Origin of the sequence: Streptomyces sp. NPDC059994 (assembly GCF_042737755.1) — a bacterium.
In the GTDB taxonomy this organism is placed as follows: Bacteria; Actinomycetota; Actinomycetes; order Streptomycetales; family Streptomycetaceae; genus Streptomyces.
In genome coordinates, this window is record NZ_JBHWUR010000001.1 from 56,084 (window position 1) to 75,854 (window position 19,771).

The window sequence follows — 19,771 nt, forward strand, 5'->3', positions numbered from 1 at the left end:
CAGCACGGACAGGTCGGCGAGCAGGGGCCGGACGGAGCGCAGGTACTAGGCCGAGCACGACGGGAACGGCCTTGTGCGTGCCACCACCGTGGCGGTGCCGGGGAGGTCGAGCCGCTCGGTGTGGGGCGCTCCGGCGTCACGGAGCAGCTCCGCCACCAGGTTGTGCGCCTGCTTGACGGGGTCGGGCGGAAAGCCCGGGAAGGCGATGGAGAAAATCGCCGCCAGCCGTTCCAGATCTGCGCGGAGCCCGTCCATGAGGCCGTCGGCCCGGGCTTCCAGCTCCAGCGCACGCCGCCCTGACTGCCGCTGAGCCGCCGCGCCCGGCGCACGGGCCGACGGATTCGAATGCCCTCGGGACACCACGATTCGCGATCGGGCGCGCGGCCGCACTACGGGTGGTGCACCCGGGGCGCCCCGCCCGCGCCCGTCGTTGTCAGTGGTGGATGGCACGCTGGCGGGTATGGACGAGCTGATACGGCGCCGTGTCTATGGAGCCGACCATGACGATCCGGACCCCGGACCGCGACCGGGCCATGTCTACCGCGAGCTGGTGGCGGGACCGCTGGACGGGCTGCTGCTCGACGTCACCGGCTGGACCGACGGGCAGCTGAGCGAAGGCGCCGCGCTCGCCACGGAGATCGGCTCCCACGGCCCGGGCGGCCGCGCCTGGTACGGCCCGCGGCCCGGCGATCCGCACCACTGGGACTGGGCGGGCGACACGCCCTGACTATGTGGGCCCGGAGCGGCGGGAGCCCTGCTGTCCCGGCCCGCGGACGATCAGCCGGGTGAGCAGCACGACCGACCGGGGCGCCGAGCGGTCGCCGTCGATCCGCGAGAACAGCAGCTGGGCCGCGGTGGCGCCGAGCGCGACCGGATCCTGGCTGACCACGCTGAGCGGCGGGCTGAGGCGGTCGGCGAGCGGGAAGTCGTCGAAGCCGACGACGTCGACGCGGTCGGCGTGCCCGAGCGCGCCCATCACCCCCATGGTGATCACGTCGTTGGTGGTGAACAGGGCGGTGGGCGGCCGGGCCAGGGCCCGCAGCGCGGCCAGCGCCGCCGCCGCGTCCGACCGGCTGCGCAGGTCGTGCCGTACGAGCGCGGGGTCCTCGGGTACGCCGTGCGCGGCCAGCGCGTCGAGGTAGCCGGCGTGGCGCTCGCGCTGGGTCCAGATGCCGAACCGGTCGCCGAGGTAGGCGATACGGGTGTGGCCCTGGGCGAGCAGATGGCGGACGGCCCGCTCCGCGCCCGCGCGGTTGTCGACCGTGACGGTGTCGACGGCCAGGCCCTTGGCGGGCCGGTCCACGCAGACGACGCGCGTGCCGCCCTCCATCGGCTGTTTGAGGAAGCCGTGGCCGCCGATGGTGGGGACGAGCAGGAGGCCGTCGACCTGGCGGGCGGTGAAGGCCGCTATGACCTCGCGTTCGCGGCGCGGCTCGTCGTTGGTGCTGCCGACGAGGACGAGACAGCCGCGGCGATGCGCCTCGTCCTCCACCGAGCGGGCCATGAGCGCGTAGAACGGGTTGGCCAGATCGTCCACGACGAGCCCGATCGTGGACGTTCCGGGGTTCTTGCGCCGTAGGTTACGGGCGTTGTCGTTGCGCTGGTAGCCCAACTGCCGTACGGCCTGCTCGACTCGGGCGGCCGTCCCGGGGGAGACCCCTGGCTCGCCCGACACCGCGCGCGACACGGTCATGGGGCTGACCCCGGCGGCGCGGGCCACGTCCTTCATCGTCGGGCGCTTCACGGGCCTCCTCAGCGGCGGATCCCTCTTCGGGGACGGGCACGGCGATGCGTCGATGATTGCAGACGGAGCCCCATGTCAGGCCGGATGAGGGGACCTTGGTGCGGGCTGGTGCGGCCTGGTCTCCGACGCGGGCCCGGCTTGGTAACGTTCCCATCCCCAACGGCTGGTTCCGGTGCTTGTTCACGCCCCTGCCTCTTGACGAGTCATCAGGGACACCTCAACAATCCTGAGTTGATTGGTAACGTTCACACGCCCATCCTTCAACCGCACTCCGAGCATCCCCGTCCCCGAGGCAGCCCGCCGGACGGCGAGCGGGCCTCCGCGAGAAGGTGGTCCCCCTCGTGCTCCGATCCGTGCACCCCTCCAGATCCCCGCTCCGCTCCGGGTACGCGGGGGCGTTGAGCGCCCTCGCCCTGGCCGCCTCGGGCCTCGTCGGCCTCGCCGCGGCGGCGCCGGCCCACGCGGCGGTGCTGCCGCTGACCCAGTACGTGGACCCGTTCATCGGCACCGACGACAGCAACGCCCCCAACCCCGTGCCGGGCGGCGCCGGGGGCAGCACCTACCCCGGCGCCGTAGTGCCCTTCGGCGGCGTCCAGTTCAGCCCCGACACCCCCACCGCCTCCCCGTCCGGCTACCGCTACAAGGACGCCTCCGTCGAGGACTTCAGCCTCACCCACTTCGACGGCGCCGGCTGCGCCAACAACGAGGACCTGCCGCTGCTGCCGGTCACCGGCGCGCTCGGCACCTCACCGGGCTCCAACTGGACCGGCTACGCGTCCGGCTACACCAAGGCGAACGAGGTGGCCAGACCCGGCTACTACAAGACGCGCCTCGACCGCTACGCCACCGACGTCGAGCTGTCCGCCACCACCCGCACCGGCATGGGCAAGCTGGCCTACCCCGCCTCCGCCACGTCCCGCCTGCTGGTCAACACGGGCCGCAGCGCCACCGGCAGCCGCGCCGGAACCGTGCACGTCAACGGCAACGAGCTGACCGGCAGCGTGACGGCCGGCGGATTCTGCGGCTCGTCCAAGACGTACCAGATCTACTTCGACATCCGCTTCGACCGGACCCCGACCGGCTTCGGCACCTGGTCGGGCTCCACCGTCACGGACGGCTCGGCGAACGCGTCGGGCACCAACACCGGCGCCTACGTCACCTTCGACACCACCGCCAGCACCACGGTCCAGTTCAAGGTGGGCCTGTCGTACGTCAGCGTCGCGGGCGCCCAGGCCAATGTGGCGGCGGAGAACGGCGGCTGGGACTTCGGCGCGGTACGCACGGCGGCCGACGACTCCTGGAACCGGATGCTCAACCGGGTCCAGGTCTCCGGCGGCAGCACCGCCGAGCGCCAGAAGTTCTACACCTCGCTCTACCACGTCCTGCAGAGCCCCAACATCTCCAGCGATGTGAACGGCGACTACCGGGGCTTCGACAACGCCGTGCACAACTCGGCCCGGCCGGTCTACCAGAACTACTCGGGCTGGGACATCTACCGCTCCTGGGCGTCGCTGATAGGGCTGATCGCGCCCATCGAGGCCAGTGACATCGCCAAGTCGATGGTCCTGGACGGGCAGCAGGGCGGACTGCTGCCGAAGTGGTCGCAGCAGACCAACGAGGACTTCGTGATGACCGGCGACCCGGGCCCGATCATCGTGGCCGGCCTGTACGCGTTCGGGGGGCGCGACTTCGACACGGGCGCGGCACTCGCCCTGATGGAGAAGGCGTCCAACGGCGGCACCACCCAGGGCAGCGCGATCCGCGGGCGCCAGTCGACGTACACGAACCTGCACTACCTCGACGACCCCTCCGACTCGCTCGAATACTCCGCGTCCGACTTCGCGGTGGCCCAGTTCGCCAAGGCGCTCGGCAACACCTCCAGCTACACCACGCACATGAGCCGTGCGCAGTGGTGGCGCAACACCTTCAGCCAGGAGTCGTCGTACGTCCAGCAGCACAAGAGCGACGGCTCCTGGACCTGGCCGCTCGACCCGGCGAGCCAGTCCACCTTCACCGAGGGCAACGCCTCCCAGTACACCTGGATGGTCCCGCACGACTTCGCCGGCCTGATCAACTCGATGGGCGGCCGGGAGACCGCCGTCCAGCGCCTCGACCACCACTTCACCGAGGTCAACGCCGGTCAGAGCAGGCCGTACTACTACATCGGCAACGAGCCCGAGCACGGTGTGCCGTGGGCCTACAACTACGCCCGGCACCCGGCCGGAGCCTCGGACGCGGTGCGCAAGGTGATGGCCGAGTCCTTCACCACCGGCGCCGGCGGCCTGCCGGGCAACGACGACCTCGGCGCCACCTCCGCCTGGTACGTGTGGGCGGCGCTCGGTATGTATCCGGCCACGCCCGGCGCGGACACGCTCGCGCTGCACGGGCCGCAGTTCCCGTCCGTCCTGATCCAGCGCGCCGCCGGGAACATCACCATCAACACCTCCGGCTCCGGCCCCTATGTGCAGGGGCTCGGCGTCAACGGCACCGCCACCAGCCACAACTACCTGCGCTATCCGGACCTCGCGGCCGGTGCCACCCTCACGTACACCATGGGCGCGGCCCCCAGTGCCACCTGGGGCACCGGGGCGTCCGACGTGCCGCCCTCCTTCCAGGACGGCGCCACTCCGGTACCGCCCGCGCCCGAGCTCGGCGCCGACCTCGCCCAGGGCGCGACGGCGACCGGATCGGCGGTCTGCGCGGCGGCCGAGTCGCCCGACAAGGCGGTGGACGGCTCGTTGAAGAACAACAGCAAGTGGTGCTCGGCCGCGAGCAGCCCCTCGCTCCAGGTCGATCTCGGATCCGCCAGGACCGTGTCGTCGTTCGTGGTCAAGCACGCCGGTCTCGGCGGTGAGAACACCGGCTGGAACACCGGTGGCTTCCAGATCCAGACCAGCGCCGACGGCTCCTCCTGGACCACGGCCGCCACCGTCACGGGCTCGCGCTCCAGCCGGACCTACCACCCGGTCTCGGCCCGCACGGCCCGCTATGTCCGGCTGCTGGTCACCAGCCCGTCCAACACCTCGGGCAGCGCGGCCCGCATCTACGAGCTGGAGGTGTACGGCGGCGGGAGCGGCAACCTCGCCCTCGGGCGGGCGGCGACCGGCTCGGCGTCGTGCAACGGGTCGGAGACCCCGGACAAGGCGGTCAACGGAAGCGTCAGCGGCGGCAACAGCGACAAGTGGTGCTCGCTCGCCTCCGGCACCAAGGACCTCCAGGTCGACCTGGGCGCCTCCCACCCGCTGAACTCGATCACCGTGCGCCACGCGGGCGCGGGCGGCGAGAGCGCCGGTCTGGACACCAAGGACTTCGATCTGAGCGTCTCCGCCGACGCGGCGACCTGGACCACGGTGGCCCAGGTCCGCGGCAACAGCGCCGACTCGACCACCAACCCGGTCGCCGCCTCCGCCCGCTATGTGCGGCTCTCGGTCGTCACCCCCACGCAGACCGCCGACCAGGCCGCCCGGATATACGAGTTGGAGGTCTACGGCACCTGACGTACGGGTCTGGCCGACGGGATGTCGTCGCGCGCCGCCGGGCAGGTGAGGTCGGCGGCCGGCAGCCGCCCGTCGGCCAGGTAGCCGTTGACCGCGCCGTTGACGCAGTCACTGCCGTAGGCGGTTCCGTACACGGCGTGCCGGTAGGAGTTCTCGACCGTGATCAGCCGGGAGCTCGGCCACTTGGCGTGCATGGCCAGGGCCTCGGAGTACGGGACGCGCGGATCGCCCGTGGCGTTGACCATGAGCGCCGGGACGTCGTTGTCCACGACGGTCGGCCGCTCGCGCGGTGCGGTCCAGAAGGGGCACGGGGTGATGTCGTTGAGGACCGGGCCGAACAGCGGATGGGCCGCGCGGCTGCGCTCGACGGCCCGCCGGAAGACCTCCGGGTCGCGCGGGCCGGGGGTGTCGGCGCACAGATACGCCGTCTGGGTGCTGCCGTAGGCCGAGTACTGACCGGTGAACAGCCCCGGCAGAAGCTCCGCAAGGCCGGGGTCCGGCTCCGCGTGGCCGGTCTCGGCGGCCCGTTCGAGGGTTGCGACCATGACGGCGATGTCCGCGTCGCTGCGCGCCAGGTCGTCGCCGAGGACTCCGTACACGATCAGGGGCAGGAGGTGCTCGTCGATGCGGTAGGTCCCGACCGTGAACGGGTGGCGGGTGGCGGCCGCCTGGATGCGGCCGACCGTCGCGAGGACCGCGTCGGCCGTGGCGCCCAGGCCGTAGGCGGCGTTGCGCGGCGCGGCCCACCGGGCCCAGTGGCGCAGGGCGTTCTCGTTCACCTCCTCCGTGCCGTACTCGGCCCACGGGGCGAGGCGGTGCGGCTCGTGCACGCCGTCGAGGACGACCCGGTCGGTGCGGCCCGGGAACATCGCGGTGTACACCTCGCCGAGATACGTGCCGTAGGAGACCCCCAGGTACGAGATCCGCCGCTCGCCGAGCACCGTGCGCACCACGTCGAGGTCGCGTGCGGCGTTGCGGGTCGACGCGTACGGCAGCAGACCGGCCGCGTTGCGGCGGCACTTGGCGGCCAGATCGCGCTGGAAGGCCGTCATACGGGCGAAGCCCGCCCGGTCCTTGCCCGCCGCGCGGAAATACGTGCTGGTCGGCCAGCGGCAGTCGATGGGCGGGTTGCGGCCGGTGAAGCGGGGGTCGACGCCCACCACGTCGTACCGGGCCGCGAGTTCGCCCATCGCAGCCCGGCGCTCCAGCAGGTAGTCGATCACCGGGTCGGCGGGGCCGCCCTCGTTCACCACGAGCGCGCCGATCCGGTGAGCGGTGTCGGTGGCCCGGATGCGGGCGACCGCGACGGTGATGCCCGGGCCGCCGGGGCGGGTGTGGTCGAGGGGGACCTTCACCTCGGCGCACCGGGCGCCCGCCTTCTCCAGCTCCTGGCCGGAGGTGTCCTGGGCGTCGCGCACACAGCCGTGCCAGGCGGGGACTTGGCGGGCGGGATCGGCGGGGCGGGCGGCGGCCGTCGACGGCGGAGCGGCCGTCAGCGCGAGGAGGGCGGCCACGGCCGTGGCCGCCCCGAGCCGGACGCGGGTCTGCCGACCGTACGCGAGCCTCATGTCACCGAGGGTAGCGGGATGTTTCGCCACTCCGCCGCCGAAAGCGGAAATTCCGTCAGAGGACCGCGACGGGCGAGGCGCGCTCGAAGTCCGCGAGGACGATACCGCCCTCCTTGGTGTCGTCGTTGATGAAGACGATCGACTCGATGGGTACGTTCCGTTCGTCGCTCAGCGCAGCCACCAGCTCCTGTGCCACGACCGTCTCCAGGACGACCCGGGCGCCGGGTGGGCTGTCGGGCAGCCGTACGACGGCGAGGTTCTCGGACGCCTCGACCCGGGCGGTGGTCACCAGCAGCGTCAGATGGCCCGCGGCCGACAGGGAGCGGGCGAGCGCGACCTCGCGGCCGCAGCCGAAGACGAGGTGCAGTGTGTTGCCCGCCGACTCCATCTCGCCGTGCAGGTAGTTGCGGGTGACCGAGGCCGCGGCCGGCATCCGGGGCACCTCGCGCAGCAGCAGCGCCGCCTCCTCCGCGGTGACCCGGGAGGCGCCGGAGGCGACGCAGTCGGCGGCGACGCACCGCGCGGCACGGGTCCGCAGCGAGGCGACGGCGTGGGCCGCCCGCGTCCGTACGGCCTCGGCCTGCTCGGGGACGCCGTCCCAGGCGTCCCCGTCGCGGCCCGCGATCACCCCCGCGATCAGGTCGAGGGCGACGACGGTACCGGTGAAGCCGACGGTCGAGGCGCAGGAGTCCGGCTCGTTGCCGAGGTCGACGGTGAGTCCGGCGAGGGCGCCGAGCGGGGAGGGGGTGACGTTGAGGACCGCGAGGGTCGGCACGCCGCGCGCCGCCCGGAACGCCGCGATCGTCTCCGAGCTGCGGCCGCTCTGCGACACGCCGATGAGCAGATCCGTGTCGAAGCCGCCAAGCCCTTCCTCGATCTCGCTGGCGAGCACCCGCTGGGCGGGCACGCCGTGGCCGCGCAGCACCTCGACCGGCAGCGCCAGAGCCGCGTACGAGGCACCGATACCGGCTAGGAGCGGGCGCCTGACGTCACGCAGCCGGTCACCGACGGAACCGTCCAACTGCCGCCGCACATGGGCGATCACGCGCTCCAGCGCCTGCGGCTGGCCGGCCTGGCCGTCGAGGAAGGTGATTCGCGTTCCGGACATGAGGAGTCCTTTCGTGCGCCCCCGGCGTGAGCGGGCCGGAGCGCGGAGCGGGGGACAGAAGGCGGACGAACCGGGCAGGTAGGACGTTGAAGGCAGGATCATCCTGCGAAGTGCCGACCGGGGGAATGGCGCCCGGGGAGCGCACGGTGGCGGTCGTGTCCGCCGTGACCGCAGGTGCCTCATCCGCAACGGTGGCGCGCCGGCGCTCTTCGCGCTCGGCGCAGGGTGTCCGCCATCCGGCCGGGCGCCGGGTACCCGCCCACGTACACGGGCCGTCCCCCGCTCCGAAGAGGCGGGGGACGGCCCGGAAGGTCAGGCGTGGGACGTCAGGGCGTCAGATGAGGTCCATCGCGGCCACCTCGTCGGGACTGCCGTAGCTGACCGGGCCCTGGAAGCGGTGGCGGGCGGTGACGAACCACCACACGGTGGCGATGAACAGCACCGCACCCAACGCGATCGGGGCGTAGTTGAACGAGGTGGTGGTGATGGGCGAGGTCTGCGGCAGCATGAACAGCACGCTGCTGAGCGCGATCCAGACCACGGCGACCGCCGCCACGGGCTTGCCCCACCGGCCCAGGTTCCACGGGCCGGGCTCGAAGTCGTCCAGGCGCAGCCGCAGGAAGATGGGGACGCCGTAGGCGAGGTAGAGGCCGACGACGTTGACGCTGACGATGGCGGTGAAGGCGGTGTGCGACCACCAGCCGGGGATGATCAGCACCAGCGAGCAGGCCGCGGCCAGCCACACGGCCTTGACCGGGGTGCGGGTGCGCAGCGACACCGAGTGCCACCAGCGCGATCCCGGCATCGCCCCGTCGCGCGAGAAGGCGAAGATCTGGCGGGTGTTGCTGGTCATGTTGGCGAGGCCGCAGAACAGCATGGCGCCGATCACGATCAGCAGGAGCAGCTTGGCGGTGCCCATACCGAGCGCGTCGATGAGGATCTGCACCGGCGGGGCCGCCGAGCTCGCCTCGCCCGCGTAGTCGCGGATCGCGTACACCAGGGCGAGCATCAGGACCAGTCCGGCGAGCGCCGAGTAGATGATCGCGCGCATGATGCCCTTGGGCGTGTTGACCGTGGCCTTCACGGTCTCCTCCGACATGTGGAAGCTGCCGTCGAAGCCGGTGAACGTCCAGCTGGTCACCAGCAGGCCCAGCATCGCCGCGTACAGCCCGTTGCTGAAGCCGGTGGTGTTGACGAAGTGGTTGGCGAACGACGCGGACTGGTGATGTGAGGGCTTGAAGCTCAGGGCGGCCACGATCACCACCATGCCGACCAGCAGCCACCACACGGAGATCCGGTTCACCACGGCCACCAGCTGCACCGTGTACGTGTTGGCCAGCGCCTGCACCACCAGGATCACCGCGGCGATGCCGACGGTCTGCTGGGGCGTCGGGTCGTACGACGGCCACTGCATCGAGACGAACGCCTGGATGAAGGTCGCGGCCGCGTAGTTGGTGGCGGCGGTGCCGCCCACCTGGCCGACGAAGTTCAGCCACCCCGTGTACCAGGACCAGGCGCCGCGGTGCCGCTTGGCGAGCTTGCCCGCGGAGAAGTACAGGGCGCCGCTGGTCGGGTAGGCGGAGGCGATCTCGCCCATCGCCGCGCCGACGAACAGCACCATCACCGACACACCGATCCAGCCGAAGATGAGGATGCGCGGCCCGCCGGCGCCCATTCCGAATCCGAAGGCGGAGAATATACCGGAGATGATGTTGATGATTGTAAAAGATATCGCGAAATTGTCGAACGCGTGGAATCTGCGGGTGAGTTTCCGCGGGTAGCCCATCGCGTGCAGCGTCGCGTCGTCGTCGAGGGCGACGGGTGCTTCACGGCGAGGGGCTTTCGAGCGGAGCGGGGACGTGCGCTCGGACACTGGGGCAGCCTTTCCTGGTGGGGGTGGACAGGACGCGTCGATCTCGTACGGGTGCCGCGGGGGCGTGCGGCCGCAGGGGTGGATCAGGCCGGGCCGGGGGTCTGCAGTCCGCAGGACCGCCTGGCCCTGGTCAGCCGTTCCTCGGGGTCGCCGAACGCGCTCCAGGGCATACGGGAGGCGTAGGGCCCCATGGCGGTGAGCACTTCCCGGGCCTCGAACTCGCGCTTCGCCATGTACAGCGCGTGCGCAAGATACGCCAGGTCAAGCACCGGCGTGAAGCGGTAACTCGCCGTGTGGGGAAACCAGTTCTGGTAGATGCCCAGCGCGGTGGCCGTCCACTGGGGCTGCAGCCAGGTGCTGTCCGCGAGGAGCGCGGACGAGTCGTAGTCCTCGACCAGCGCGACCAGGGGGAGCAGCCGCAGCGGCGAGTTGAGCGGTGCGCGGTGGCTGAGGAAGGAGGCGACGTCCCAGCGGGCGCTCGCCGAGCCGCCGTGGCGGGTGAAGAAGAAGGCCAGGAACCGGTGGTGGGCCTCACGGTTCCAGGGGTCGAGCCGCAGGATGTGGGAGAAGAGCAGCCAGGGTCCCGGCGGCGCGGTCAACAGGCCTTTGGGGGCCGGGTCGTGGGAGCGCTCGAAGCGGGCGAGGGCGAGCTGGGCGACCCACGGGGTGGGGTCCTGCGGGAGCAGCTTCGCGGCCCGTCCGCAGGCGGCGGTCGCGATGCGCACCAGCGCACCGGCCCGGCCGTCCTGGGCGTCGGCCATGCGTAACGCCCGTACCATCGCGACACGCGCGGCCAACAGCGCGGCCTCCGCGCTGGGTTCCTCGGCGAGCCACCGCTCGGCGAGGTCGGAGTCGGCGGCCTCGGACGCGAGCACCAGCGAGCGGTGGGCCCGCACCTCGAAGTCCGTGCGCGCGTCCTTGAGGACGTTGTGCGCACTCAGATACCGACCGGCCCTCACGTCCGTGCAGGCTTGCGCCAACTCGCGATCGTCGGCGGCTGGATGCCACACGTACTGTCCCTCGAACGAGCCCGCAGTCACGATCCCCTCTCCATCCCGAAGACGACGCCACCCGCATGCGCATTCCGGCCATGGCGAATTCAGCCAAGGGACGTAACCCCTACGCAGGCTCACTGACAGCGAGGCACACCTTACTCATCATTAAGTCGTATCGAAACTCGTCGCCCGGAATATCTGGTTCCTTGTCATTTATGGGCGGGACAAATGAGGTTCGCTCCACCGGTGGCGCCGCGCGGCTTTTGGCGGGGTGCCGGTACGGGGTATGTGTACGGCATATTCCTCGGCCGATCGAGCCTTTTCGGCCGTGGCCGGATTCAGCGGACGGCGTTCCCGCGGCGCCTCATGGCAGCAGCGAGCGGGTCCGTAGCCAGATCTCCATCTCGTGGAGCGGCTCGCCGACCGTGAGGAAGTTGCTCCGGACGCCGAGCCCCGCCGCTCGGCCGTGGGTGTCGGCCCGCCGCCGCGCCGGCTTCACCAGCCGGATCGGCTCGGCGAAGCCCACCGGGTCCTTCGCCTCCATCGCCACGCGCAGGGCCGCCGCGGCGGCGAGCAGCGCGCGGCCGGGCTTGCGTGGCGGTCGCTGACGGCGCTGGTGGTGGGCTTCGCCGCGGCCATGCTGCTGACGGCCGGGTCCGGCTGGCTCCTCGGCCGGGTGGGGCTCTTCGACAAGGCCATGCTGGAGGCGGACCGCCCCAACACCGCCTTCATCTGGAAGCCGGACTGGATGTCGTTCGTCGTCGCCTTCCTGGCGGGTGCCGCCGGAACCCTCTCGCTCCACCTCGGCCAAGTCCGGGGGCGCTGATCGGGGTGGCCATCTCGGTGACCACTGTCCCGGCGGCGGCCAACGCCGCCATGGCGTTCAGCTACAAGGAGTGCGCCCAGACCTGGGGCTCGACCGAGCAGCTGCTCGCCAACCTGGGCGGGATCGTCCTTGCGGGCATCCTGACCCTGCTCACCCAGAGGTCATTCCTGACGAGCCCGCGCCGGCGCCGTACGCCCGCGCGCCGAGGCTCGTACCGCGTGGCGCGGGGGCAGTCAGCCCGCCGCTCCCGCGCCACACGCGAACGGGCCGGTCAGTGCTGCTGGGGGCGGCTCGTGTTGGACCAGCCCTCCGACTCGCAGCCGTGCTTGTAGTACGAGCCCTTGCTGGAGTTGCTGCCCGCGGAGGTGTGGCAGCCGCTCTTGTGCCCGCTCTCGGATCCGGAGTCGCGCCCGTGGTCGCGGTCGTTGTCACGGCCGGAGTCGCGCCCGTGCTCACGCCCGTTGTCACGGCCGGAGTCGCGCCCGTGCTCACGCCCGTGCTCGCGGCCGTGGTCACGGCCGTGGTCCTGGCCGTAGCTGTGCTGGCGGCAGTGATCGTCGTTGTCGTGGGCGAGCGCGGTCGCCGCGCCGCCGAAGACGATGCCGACGGCGAGGACGCTCGCAGAGATCGTGGTACGCAAACGCATGGGTGCTCCTGTGAGGTGGGTGAAATGTGACGTCCTCAGCGATCACCGTTACGGGAGGTGGCGAAACCTGACGTCACTCGACTGCCCGGTGTGTGACTACCGGTGTGTGACGTCCTTCACGTCTATGTGGCGGAACGTGATGAATGCCTTGCAGGGGCACTACGTACTGGTGTGCACAAGGATCGGCGTGACGTTTCTGCAGGAGGTTCCCCATGAGGCCGTTCACTCTGCGCTACACGGTGCCGCATGAACCGGAGGCCGTGGCGGTCCCCTACCGCTTCGACGCCTCACGGCAGCTGAACGTGCTGCCCGACGGGCGTCCCGCCGTCGCCGACCGCGCGGTGCTCAGGGCAACCGGCACCACCACGTCCACCGCCGGTTCCCAGACCCATTTCGACGACTGACGGCCCGGCAGTCGGATGACGGTTCTCATCCTCACCTGCGAAGGTGACGTCACCACGGACATGGTGGTGACCGAGCTGCACGAGCGGGGTGTCCCGCTGGTGCGCCTCGACCCCGCCGATCTGCCCGGCAGAGCGGTGCTGTCCGCCGAGTACGCCCACGGGGACTTCGCCGGGCACCTGTCGGTCGACGGGTTCCTGGTGAGCATGTCCGGGCTGCGCTCGGTCTGGGTGCGCCGGCCGGGGCAGCCCGCCGCCCATGCGCCGGAGCCCTCCCAGTGGCTCACCGCGGAGGTACGGCAGGCGCTGTTCGGCATGCTGTACTCGGCGTCGGCGCGCTGGATGAACCATCCGCGCGACGCCGAACAGGCCCGCCACAAGCCGTGGCAGCTGCGGGTCGCCCACGCCGGCGGGTTCGCCGTGCCGCCCACGGTCGTCACGACGGTTCCCCGCGTGGCCCGGCAGTTCGCGCAGGAGTACCGGGACGTGGTGGTGAAGAGCGCCGCCGGGCCGCCGCCGGACGAGCCCCTGATGGCGCTGCCGACCACACTGATCGGACCCGACGCGGACTTCTCCAGCGTCCGGGCGGGCCCGGTGCTGCTCCAGCGCTACATCCCCAAGAAGGCGGACATCCGGCTGACCTGTGTGGGTGCACTGCTGTTCGCCGCCCGGAAGGTGTCCGACCCCCAGCAGGTGGACGGGCGCTACGACGACAGCGGTCGCCGCTGGGAGCCCGCCGGGGTGCCCGACCGCATCGCCGAGTCGGTGTACGCGTACACCCGCCGCACCGGGCTCGCCTACGCGGCGTTCGACTTCGCCGAGGACGCGGACGGCGTCTGGTGGTTCCTGGAGTGCAACCAGGGCGGGCAGTTCGGCTTCGTCGAACTCGACACGGGCCAGCCGATAGCGGCCGCGGTAGCCGCCTGGCTGGCTCAGTGAACCGCGGCGCGGCCGCGGCCGCGCACGGTCGCCACCAGCGGCGCCTCGGGCTGCAGCAGCAGTCCGGCGCGGGGCGCCACCTGGGTGGCCGGCAGGTCGAGGCGGCGGCGCTGGGCCAGGGTGGCCAGCACGAGGGCGGCTTCGACCTGGGCGAAGCGGGCGCCGAGACAGGTCCGCGGGCCACCGCCGAACGGGTACCAGGCGTGGTCCGGCACCGCCTCCGGCGCGTCGGCGCCCCAGCGCTCGGGGCGGAACTCGTCGGGGCGCGCGAACCAGCGCGGGTCGCGGTGCGTGGTCCACTGGCTGCACCAGACGACGGTGCCGGCCGGAACGCGCGCGCCGCCGAGCGTGGCTCCCGGGCGGGCGACCGCGGGGACGAGCCAGACCGGCGGATACAGGCGCAGCGCCTCCTTGACGATCTGCTGGGTCCACACGAGCCGGTCGTAGTCGTCGATGGTGGGCGGGCGCCCCGCGAGCACATCGTCCAGCTCGGCTTCGAGCCGGGCGCGGGCAGCCGGGGAGCGGGAGAGCAGGTGTACGGTCCACGTCAGCGCCGTGGAGGTGGTCTCGTGACCGGCGGCCCAGAGGGTGACGGCCTCGTCGCGCACCTCCTTGGACGACAGCGGCCGGCCCTCCTCGTCGCGGGCCGAGAGCAGCCTGCTGAGCAGGTCGTCGCGCTTCCCGGTGTCGTCGGGCGCGCTCAGCCGGGCCCGGATGAGCCGGTGCACCTCGGCGTCGATGGTGGCCACGGCGGTCAGCAGGGCCCGCCGGGACGGGGTGCGCACCCAGGCGGGCAGGAACAGGCCGATGCCGCGCAGCTCCGTTCCGACCGTCCGCCCCGCCACGTCCATCGCGTCGCCCAGCGCCCGGGTCCGCTCCCCGAGGTCGTTGCCGAACAGGGTGCGCAGCACGACCCGCTGGGTGATGAGCGCCATCTGCTCGCGCACGTCGATCCGCTCGCCCTCGCCCCACGCGTCGGCCGCCGCGCCCGCGCAGTCCACCATCGTCGCGGCGTACGCACGGACCTGGCGCGGCCGTACGGTCGGCTGCACCAGCGAACGTTTGCGCCGCCAGTCGTTGCCCCTGCTGAGGATGACGCTCTGCCCGGTGATCTGTTTGAGCGCCCAGCCGATGTCGAGGATGTCGTAGGTGTCCTCGCGCCCCGCCAGCATCTCCATGATGTGCTGGGGATGGGAGATGAACAGGCTGCGCCTCGGGCCCAGCGACCAGGTCACCGCGTCCCCGAACTCGTCGCGCAGCAGCGTCAGGAAGCCCAGCGGATCCTTCCCGAAGGCGAACATATTGCCGAGCGGCCGGGGCAGGCCCCGGGGACCGCGGACGGGGTGGAGCGGGGGTGCGGAGAGGGGCACGGGGAATCCCGGGGTGCGCCGGTGAGGGCTCAACATAGTGCTTTTCTGCCCATGTGCCCGGTGCGGCAAGCCGTCGGCGCGAGCCGTCACTGACTCCGCGCCCCGAAGGCTCAGGCGTCGGAGGCCTGGAGCTCCTGCCGTTCGCCGGGCGGATGCAGCTCCGGGTGGGTGTCCCACCAGGCCCGGTGGAACGCGTTGTTGTCGACGTTGGACACATACGCGCAGACCGCCGCGCGGTAGAGCAGCTCCGCCTGTCGTGTCGGGACGGCCGAGCGGTTCCAGGCCAGGCGGATACGGCCGTGAAGCGGGGCGCCGACGAGGGGGCGCATCACGGTGCCCTCGGCCCGCGGCGCGGTCGGCTGGCTCAGGGCGACGGCGCGGCCCCCGGCGATCAGCGCGTACTGCATCTGGCGGTCCGCGATCCGGTGCCGCAGCCGGGGCACGAACCCGGCTCGCGCGCACGCCTCAAGGAAGGCCTCCGGTCCGCCGTCGTCGTCCTCCACGAGGGTCATCCACGCCTCGTCGGCCAGGTCGGCCAGTTCGATGTGCTCCCGGCCGGCCAGCGGGTGGCGGGCCGACATCCGGATGGAGAACGGTTCCTCCGGGATCAGCGTTCTGGCCAGGACCCCTTCGGGGAGCGGGACTTCGTGGTCGTTCACCTCCCCGTACACGATGGCGTCGTAGCGTCCGGCGCCGAGCATCCGGGTCAGCGCGGTCACCGAGTGCTCCAGGTCCACGGTGATCTCCTGCCCGGAGAGCGAGAGATCGGTCTGCTCCAGCAGGCCGTCGACCAGGACGAGCAGGATGCAGCCGAGCCGCATCGGGGCGTCGGTGGCGACCGTGCGCGCCCGGGTGCCGAGCGCGTCCATCTCGCTGAGCACCCGGCGCGCCCTGGCCAGCACGAACCGGCCGAGCGCGGTCGGCTCCGTGCCGTGGCGGCTGCGGATGAACAGATCGCCGCCGGTCACCCGCTCGATGCGGCGAAGTTGGGCGGAGAGTGAGGGCTGGGAGACCCCGAGTCGGCGGGCGGCGCGTCCGAGGCTGCCCGCTTCGGCAATCTGGCAGACGGCCTGTAAGTGCCTCAACTCCAGCTGCATCCTCCGAGCGTACGCAGCGGCCTCCCGTCGCACCATAACTCGCGCCGTATGACCAACTGGTATGTACCAGACTTGCCATGTCCACGCCCATACTGCGCGAAGAACAGGCCCCCCACGATCGGAGTGGACGTTGCGCCCCTTCAGATTGACGGCCGCTGTGGCAGCGCTGGCACTGACCACGAGCCTGACCGGCGCCTTAGCCGGTACGGCATCGGCCGCACCCCATTCGCAGTCAGGGCCGGACCAGCGGCCCACCCCCCTCTCGCGCGCCGTCGCCGCCGCCGACCAGGCGGTCCGCAGCGGGCTCGACACCTTGGTCAACTCCCCGCAGGAACAGTACGAACGGCGCCTGGTCACCCCCTGGGTGAAGAACCTCTACTCGGTCGCCTACGAGCGGAGCTACCGCGGGCTGCCGGTCGTCGGCGGCGACGCGGTGGTGCTCGCGGACGGCGACGGCGACATACGCGCCGTGCAGTCCGCCTCGGCCGTACGCATCGACGTGGCGACCACCCCGTCGGTCACCGCGAAGACGGCCGAGTCCACCTCGCGCACCAAGCTGGCGAAGGTCGACAAGGTGGTCGACAGCCGGCTCGTCGTCCGGCTCGCGGACGGCAAACCCGTGCTCGCCTGGGAGACGGTGCTCGCCGGACGTACCAGGACCGCGCCCAGCAGGCTCCACGTCTTCGTGGACGCACGGACCGGAAAGGTCCTCGCCACCCACGACGACGTCGAGGCGGGCACCGCCAGCAGCAAGTGGAACGGCCCCGGCCCGCTCACCATCGACACCACCAACTCGGGCGGCAGCTACTCGCTGCGCGACCCGAACCGGCCCGGCCTGAGCTGCGCCGACTACAGCACGGGCGCCGTCTTCACCAAGGCCTCCGACTCCTGGGGCACGGGCAACCCCACCAGCAAGGAGACCGGCTGCGCGGACCTGATGTTCGCCGCGCAGAAGCAGTGGGACATGCTGGGCCAGTGGCTCGGCCGCAACGGCGTCAACGGCAGCGGCCGCAGCTTCCCCGGCAAGGTCGGCCTGAGCGACCTCAACGCGTACTGGGACGGCAGCTCGGTCACCATCGGCCACAACAGCGCCAACGAGTGGATCGCCGGAATCGACGTGGTGGCCCACGAGTACGGGCACGCCATCGACAGCAACACCCCCGGCGGCACCAGTGGCCAGGAGGCCGGACTCGGTGAGGGCACCGGTGACATCTTCGGGGCGCTGACCGAGGCGTACGTCAACGAGCCCTCCCCGTACGACACCCCGGACTACACGGTCGGCGAGATGATCAATCTCCAGGGCCGGGGCCCGATCCGGAACATGTACAACCCGCCCGCCGTCAACAACGACCCGGCCTGCTACAGCTCCGCGATACCCGGCACCGAGGTGCACGCGGCCGCAGGCCCCCTCAACCACTGGTTCTACCTGCTGGCCGAGGGCAGCAGCCCCGGCGGCGGCAAGCCCAACAGCCCCACCTGCAACCAGAGCACGGTCACCGGTGTCGGCGTCCAGAACGCGGGCAAGATCTTCTACGGCGGCATGCTCCTCAAGACCAGCGGCATGTCGTACAAGAAGTACCGTACGGCGACGCTGAGTTCGGCCAAGTCGCTCGATGCGACGTGCAACCTCTTCAACCGGACCAAGGCCGCCTGGGACGCCATCAGCGTGCCCGCGCAGAGCGGTGACCCGACCTGCCAGCCCAGCGGCCAGGACGACTTCTCGCTCGCCCTGAACCCGGCGTCGGGCACCGTCCAGCAGGGCGGATCGGTCACCACCACCGTCGCCACCAGCACCACCACGGGCTCGGCCCAGTCGGTGGCGCTCACGGCCTCCGGCCTGCCGTCCGGCGTGACCGCCTCCTTCAACCCGGCCACCGTGCAGTCCGGCCAGTCCTCGGTGCTCACGCTCTCCGCCACCGCCAACGCGGCGCCCGGTGCGTCCACCGTCACCATCAAGGGTCAGGGCACCGCGCTCTCCCACACCGTCGACTACGCGCTCAACGTCGGCGGCACCCCGCCCGGCACCGACCCGCCCAACATCGACGTCGCCAACATCCAGGCGCACCTGTCGCAGCTGGGCACCATCGCCAGCCAGAACGGCGGCAACCGCCGTGCGGGCAGCGGCGGTTACACCCAGTCGCTGGCCTACATCAAGGGCAAACTGCAGACCGCCGGATACACCGTGGCCGAGCAGAACTGCACCACCTGCACCTACCCCTCGAACAACCTCATCGCCGACTGGCCCGGCGGCCCCGCCGACCAGACCGTGATGTTCGGGGCGCACCTCGACAGCGTGTCGGCCGGACCCGGCATCAACGACAACGGCTCGGGCTCCTCGACGCTCCTGGAGAACGCGCTGGTCCTGGCCCAGAAGAACCCGACCATGACCAAGCACGTGCGCTTCGCCTGGTGGACCGACGAGGAGCAGGGCCTCAACGGCTCCAAGTTCTACGTCAACCGCCTGAGCACCACCGACCGCGCGGCCATCAAGGCGTACTACAACTTCGACATGGTCGGCTCGCCCAACGGCGGCTACTTCATCAACAACGTCAACTCGACCGCCGGAGCCCCGCTCAAGGCGTACTGGACCTCGCTCAACCTCGCCCCCGAGGAGAACGTCGAGGGCCAGGGCCGCAGTGACGACGCGTCCTTCCAGGCGGCCGGTATCGCCACCTCCGGTTACGCGGCCGGCGCCAGCGACCGCAAGACCTCGGCACAGGCGGCCAAGTGGGGCGGCACGGCCAACGCCGCCTACGACTCCTGCTACCACAGCGCCTGCGACACCCCGAGCAACATCAGCGCCACCGTCCTTGACCGCAGCGCCGACGGCGTGGCGTACACGATCTGGAAGCAGGCCGTCGGCGGGACCACCCCGGCGCAGGACTTCTCCCTCGCCACCAACCCGCCCTCCGGCAGCGCCAACCCGGGCGGCAGCGTCACCAGCACGGTGAACACCACCACCGTCAGCGGTGACCCGCAGACGGTCGCCCTGTCGGTATCCGGCGCGCCCAGCGGGGTGACCGCGACACTCGACCCGACGTCCGTGCAGTCCGGCAAGTCCTCGACCCTGACCGTGCAGGTCGGTACGAGCGCCACGCCGGGCACGTACACCCTGACGGTCACGGGCTCCGGCACGGTCAGTCACAGCACCACCTACACGCTGACCGTCGGCGGCGGCACCTGCACACCGCGCCAGCTCGTCGTCAACGGCGGGTTCGAGAACGGCTCCAGCCCGTGGACGAGCACCTCGGGCGTCATCACCAACCAGGCCGGCGAGGCGCCCCACAGCGGCTCCTACATGGCGTGGCTGAACGGCTGGGGCTCACCCCGCACGGACAGCGCCTCCCAGTCGCTGAGCATTCCGTCCGGCTGCTCCCGCTACCAGCTCTCGTTCTTCCAGCACATCGACACGGACGAGAACGAGAACGTCATCTATGACGTCTTCACCGTCTCGGTGGGCGGCCAGACCCTGGCCACCTTCTCCAACCTGGACGCCAACTCCGGCTACACGCAGAAGTCCTACGACCTCTCGTCGTTCGCCGGACAGACCGTCACCCTGAAGTTCAACGGCGTGGAGGACCAGGCTCTGCAGACCTCGTACGTCGTGGACGACATCACCCTTCAGGTGAGCTGACAGCTGCCTGGGAGTGTGGTGAACGCGTCGGCCCCCGCCTTTCCCGGCGGGGGCCGGCGCATCTCTTCAGGGT

At 71.3% G+C, this 19,771-nt stretch carries 15 protein-coding genes and 1 pseudogene; 6 read left to right on the forward strand and 10 right to left on the reverse strand.

Annotated elements, in window-relative coordinates; all coding sequences use genetic code 11:
* Positions 1-45 precede the first annotated feature (45 nt).
* The gene (locus ACFWA7_RS00250) at positions 46-255 is read right to left on the reverse strand and encodes a hypothetical protein (RefSeq protein WP_385819873.1); all 210 of its coding nucleotides are present in this window, start codon (positions 253-255) and stop codon (positions 46-48) included.
* Positions 256-460: 205 nt separating this feature from the next.
* Here ACFWA7_RS00250 and ACFWA7_RS00255 point away from each other — a divergent pair, with 205 nt between their 5' ends.
* Entirely contained in the window at positions 461-727 is a 267-nt protein-coding gene (locus ACFWA7_RS00255) for a hypothetical protein (protein WP_385536402.1), read from the forward strand.
* Here the strand turns inward: ACFWA7_RS00255 and ACFWA7_RS00260 are convergent, their stop codons facing one another.
* Positions 728-1,744 (reverse strand): LacI family DNA-binding transcriptional regulator, encoded by a 1,017-nt coding sequence (locus ACFWA7_RS00260; RefSeq protein WP_385536400.1) that lies wholly within the window; start codon positions 1,742-1,744, stop codon positions 728-730.
* Between the two features lie 341 nt (positions 1,745-2,085).
* Here ACFWA7_RS00260 and ACFWA7_RS00265 point away from each other — a divergent pair, with 341 nt between their 5' ends.
* Positions 2,086-5,241: a GH92 family glycosyl hydrolase gene (locus ACFWA7_RS00265; protein ID WP_385819875.1), complete on the forward strand. Its 3,156-nt coding sequence runs from the start codon at positions 2,086-2,088 to the stop codon at positions 5,239-5,241.
* Here the strand turns inward: ACFWA7_RS00265 and ACFWA7_RS00270 are convergent.
* The 5 genes from ACFWA7_RS00270 to ACFWA7_RS00290 all read right to left on the reverse strand — a co-directional run bounded on the left by ACFWA7_RS00270 (position 5,229) and on the right by ACFWA7_RS00290 (position 11,335).
* Positions 5,229-6,809, reverse strand: coding sequence for an alpha/beta hydrolase (locus ACFWA7_RS00270; RefSeq protein ID WP_385819877.1), 1,581 nt, complete (start codon positions 6,807-6,809; stop codon positions 5,229-5,231). The genes ACFWA7_RS00265 and ACFWA7_RS00270 overlap by 13 nt on opposite strands.
* Before the next feature lie 55 nt (positions 6,810-6,864).
* Entirely contained in the window at positions 6,865-7,917 is a 1,053-nt protein-coding gene (locus ACFWA7_RS00275) for an SIS domain-containing protein (protein WP_385819879.1), read from the reverse strand.
* 334 nt (positions 7,918-8,251) lie between these two features.
* Positions 8,252-9,703 (reverse strand): amino acid permease, encoded by a 1,452-nt coding sequence (locus ACFWA7_RS00280; RefSeq protein ID WP_385536450.1) that lies wholly within the window; start codon positions 9,701-9,703, stop codon positions 8,252-8,254.
* A gap of 170 nt (positions 9,704-9,873) precedes the next feature.
* Positions 9,874-10,830: a hypothetical protein gene (locus ACFWA7_RS00285; RefSeq protein WP_385536391.1), complete on the reverse strand. Its 957-nt coding sequence runs from the start codon at positions 10,828-10,830 to the stop codon at positions 9,874-9,876.
* Between the two features lie 319 nt (positions 10,831-11,149).
* Positions 11,150-11,335 carry a hypothetical protein gene (locus ACFWA7_RS00290; protein WP_385820189.1) on the reverse strand — a complete coding sequence of 62 codons (186 nt, stop codon included), beginning with the start codon at positions 11,333-11,335 and terminating at the stop codon, positions 11,150-11,152.
* Positions 11,336-11,359: 24 nt separating this feature from the next.
* Between ACFWA7_RS00290 and ACFWA7_RS00295 the strand changes: the two are divergent.
* Positions 11,360-11,811: pseudogene (locus ACFWA7_RS00295) on the forward strand (DUF389 domain-containing protein); the annotation flags it as partial.
* A 71-nt stretch (positions 11,812-11,882) separates the two neighbouring features.
* Here the strand turns inward: ACFWA7_RS00295 and ACFWA7_RS00300 are convergent.
* A complete protein-coding gene (locus ACFWA7_RS00300; RefSeq protein WP_385819881.1) occupies positions 11,883-12,257 on the reverse strand; it encodes a hypothetical protein in 375 nt (124 codons plus the stop codon).
* Between the two features lie 212 nt (positions 12,258-12,469).
* Between ACFWA7_RS00300 and tgmA the strand changes: the two genes are divergently transcribed.
* Complete coding sequence (tgmA, locus tag ACFWA7_RS00305) at positions 12,470-12,661, forward strand: putative ATP-grasp-modified RiPP (protein WP_385536388.1); 192 nt, start codon at positions 12,470-12,472, stop codon at positions 12,659-12,661.
* Between the two features lie 15 nt (positions 12,662-12,676).
* Positions 12,677-13,597: an ATP-grasp ribosomal peptide maturase gene (gene tgmB, locus ACFWA7_RS00310; protein ID WP_385819884.1), complete on the forward strand. Its 921-nt coding sequence runs from the start codon at positions 12,677-12,679 to the stop codon at positions 13,595-13,597.
* Here the strand turns inward: tgmB and ACFWA7_RS00315 are convergent.
* Together ACFWA7_RS00315 and ACFWA7_RS00320 are read right to left on the reverse strand one after the other, a co-directional pair.
* Positions 13,591-14,898 carry a cytochrome P450 gene (locus tag ACFWA7_RS00315; RefSeq protein ID WP_385536384.1) on the reverse strand — a complete coding sequence of 436 codons (1,308 nt, stop codon included), beginning with the start codon at positions 14,896-14,898 and terminating at the stop codon, positions 13,591-13,593. The two genes, tgmB and ACFWA7_RS00315, sit on opposite strands and share 7 nt — an antisense overlap.
* Positions 14,899-15,077: 179 nt before the next feature.
* Complete coding sequence (locus tag ACFWA7_RS00320) at positions 15,078-16,064, reverse strand: LysR family transcriptional regulator (protein WP_385536382.1); 987 nt, start codon at positions 16,062-16,064, stop codon at positions 15,078-15,080.
* 145 nt (positions 16,065-16,209) lie between these two features.
* Between ACFWA7_RS00320 and ACFWA7_RS00325 the strand changes: the two genes are divergently transcribed.
* Complete coding sequence (locus ACFWA7_RS00325) at positions 16,210-19,698, forward strand: M28 family peptidase (RefSeq protein WP_385536449.1); 3,489 nt, start codon at positions 16,210-16,212, stop codon at positions 19,696-19,698.
* Positions 19,699-19,771: the final 73 nt, after the last annotated feature.

Bases quoted from the DNA above. Each gene is read 5' to 3' on its own strand.
- ACFWA7_RS00250 (WP_385819873.1), bottom strand. From the start codon at position 255: ATGGACGGGCTCCGCGCAGATCTGGAACGGCTGGCGGCGATTTTCTCC.
- ACFWA7_RS00255 (WP_385536402.1), top strand. From the start codon at position 461: ATGGACGAGCTGATACGGCGCCGTGTCTATGGAGCCGACCATGACGAT.
- ACFWA7_RS00270 (WP_385819877.1), bottom strand. From the start codon at position 6,809: ATGAGGCTCGCGTACGGTCGGCAGACCCGCGTCCGGCTCGGGGCGGCC.
- ACFWA7_RS00275 (WP_385819879.1), bottom strand. From the start codon at position 7,917: ATGTCCGGAACGCGAATCACCTTCCTCGACGGCCAGGCCGGCCAGCCG.
- ACFWA7_RS00280 (WP_385536450.1), bottom strand. From the start codon at position 9,703: ATGGGCTACCCGCGGAAACTCACCCGCAGATTCCACGCGTTCGACAAT.
- ACFWA7_RS00300 (WP_385819881.1), bottom strand. From the start codon at position 12,257: ATGCGTTTGCGTACCACGATCTCTGCGAGCGTCCTCGCCGTCGGCATC.
- tgmA (WP_385536388.1), top strand. From the start codon at position 12,470: ATGAGGCCGTTCACTCTGCGCTACACGGTGCCGCATGAACCGGAGGCC.
- tgmB (WP_385819884.1), top strand. From the start codon at position 12,677: ATGACGGTTCTCATCCTCACCTGCGAAGGTGACGTCACCACGGACATG.
- ACFWA7_RS00315 (WP_385536384.1), bottom strand. From the start codon at position 14,898: ATGTTCGCCTTCGGGAAGGATCCGCTGGGCTTCCTGACGCTGCTGCGC.
- ACFWA7_RS00320 (WP_385536382.1), bottom strand. From the start codon at position 16,064: ATGCAGCTGGAGTTGAGGCACTTACAGGCCGTCTGCCAGATTGCCGAA.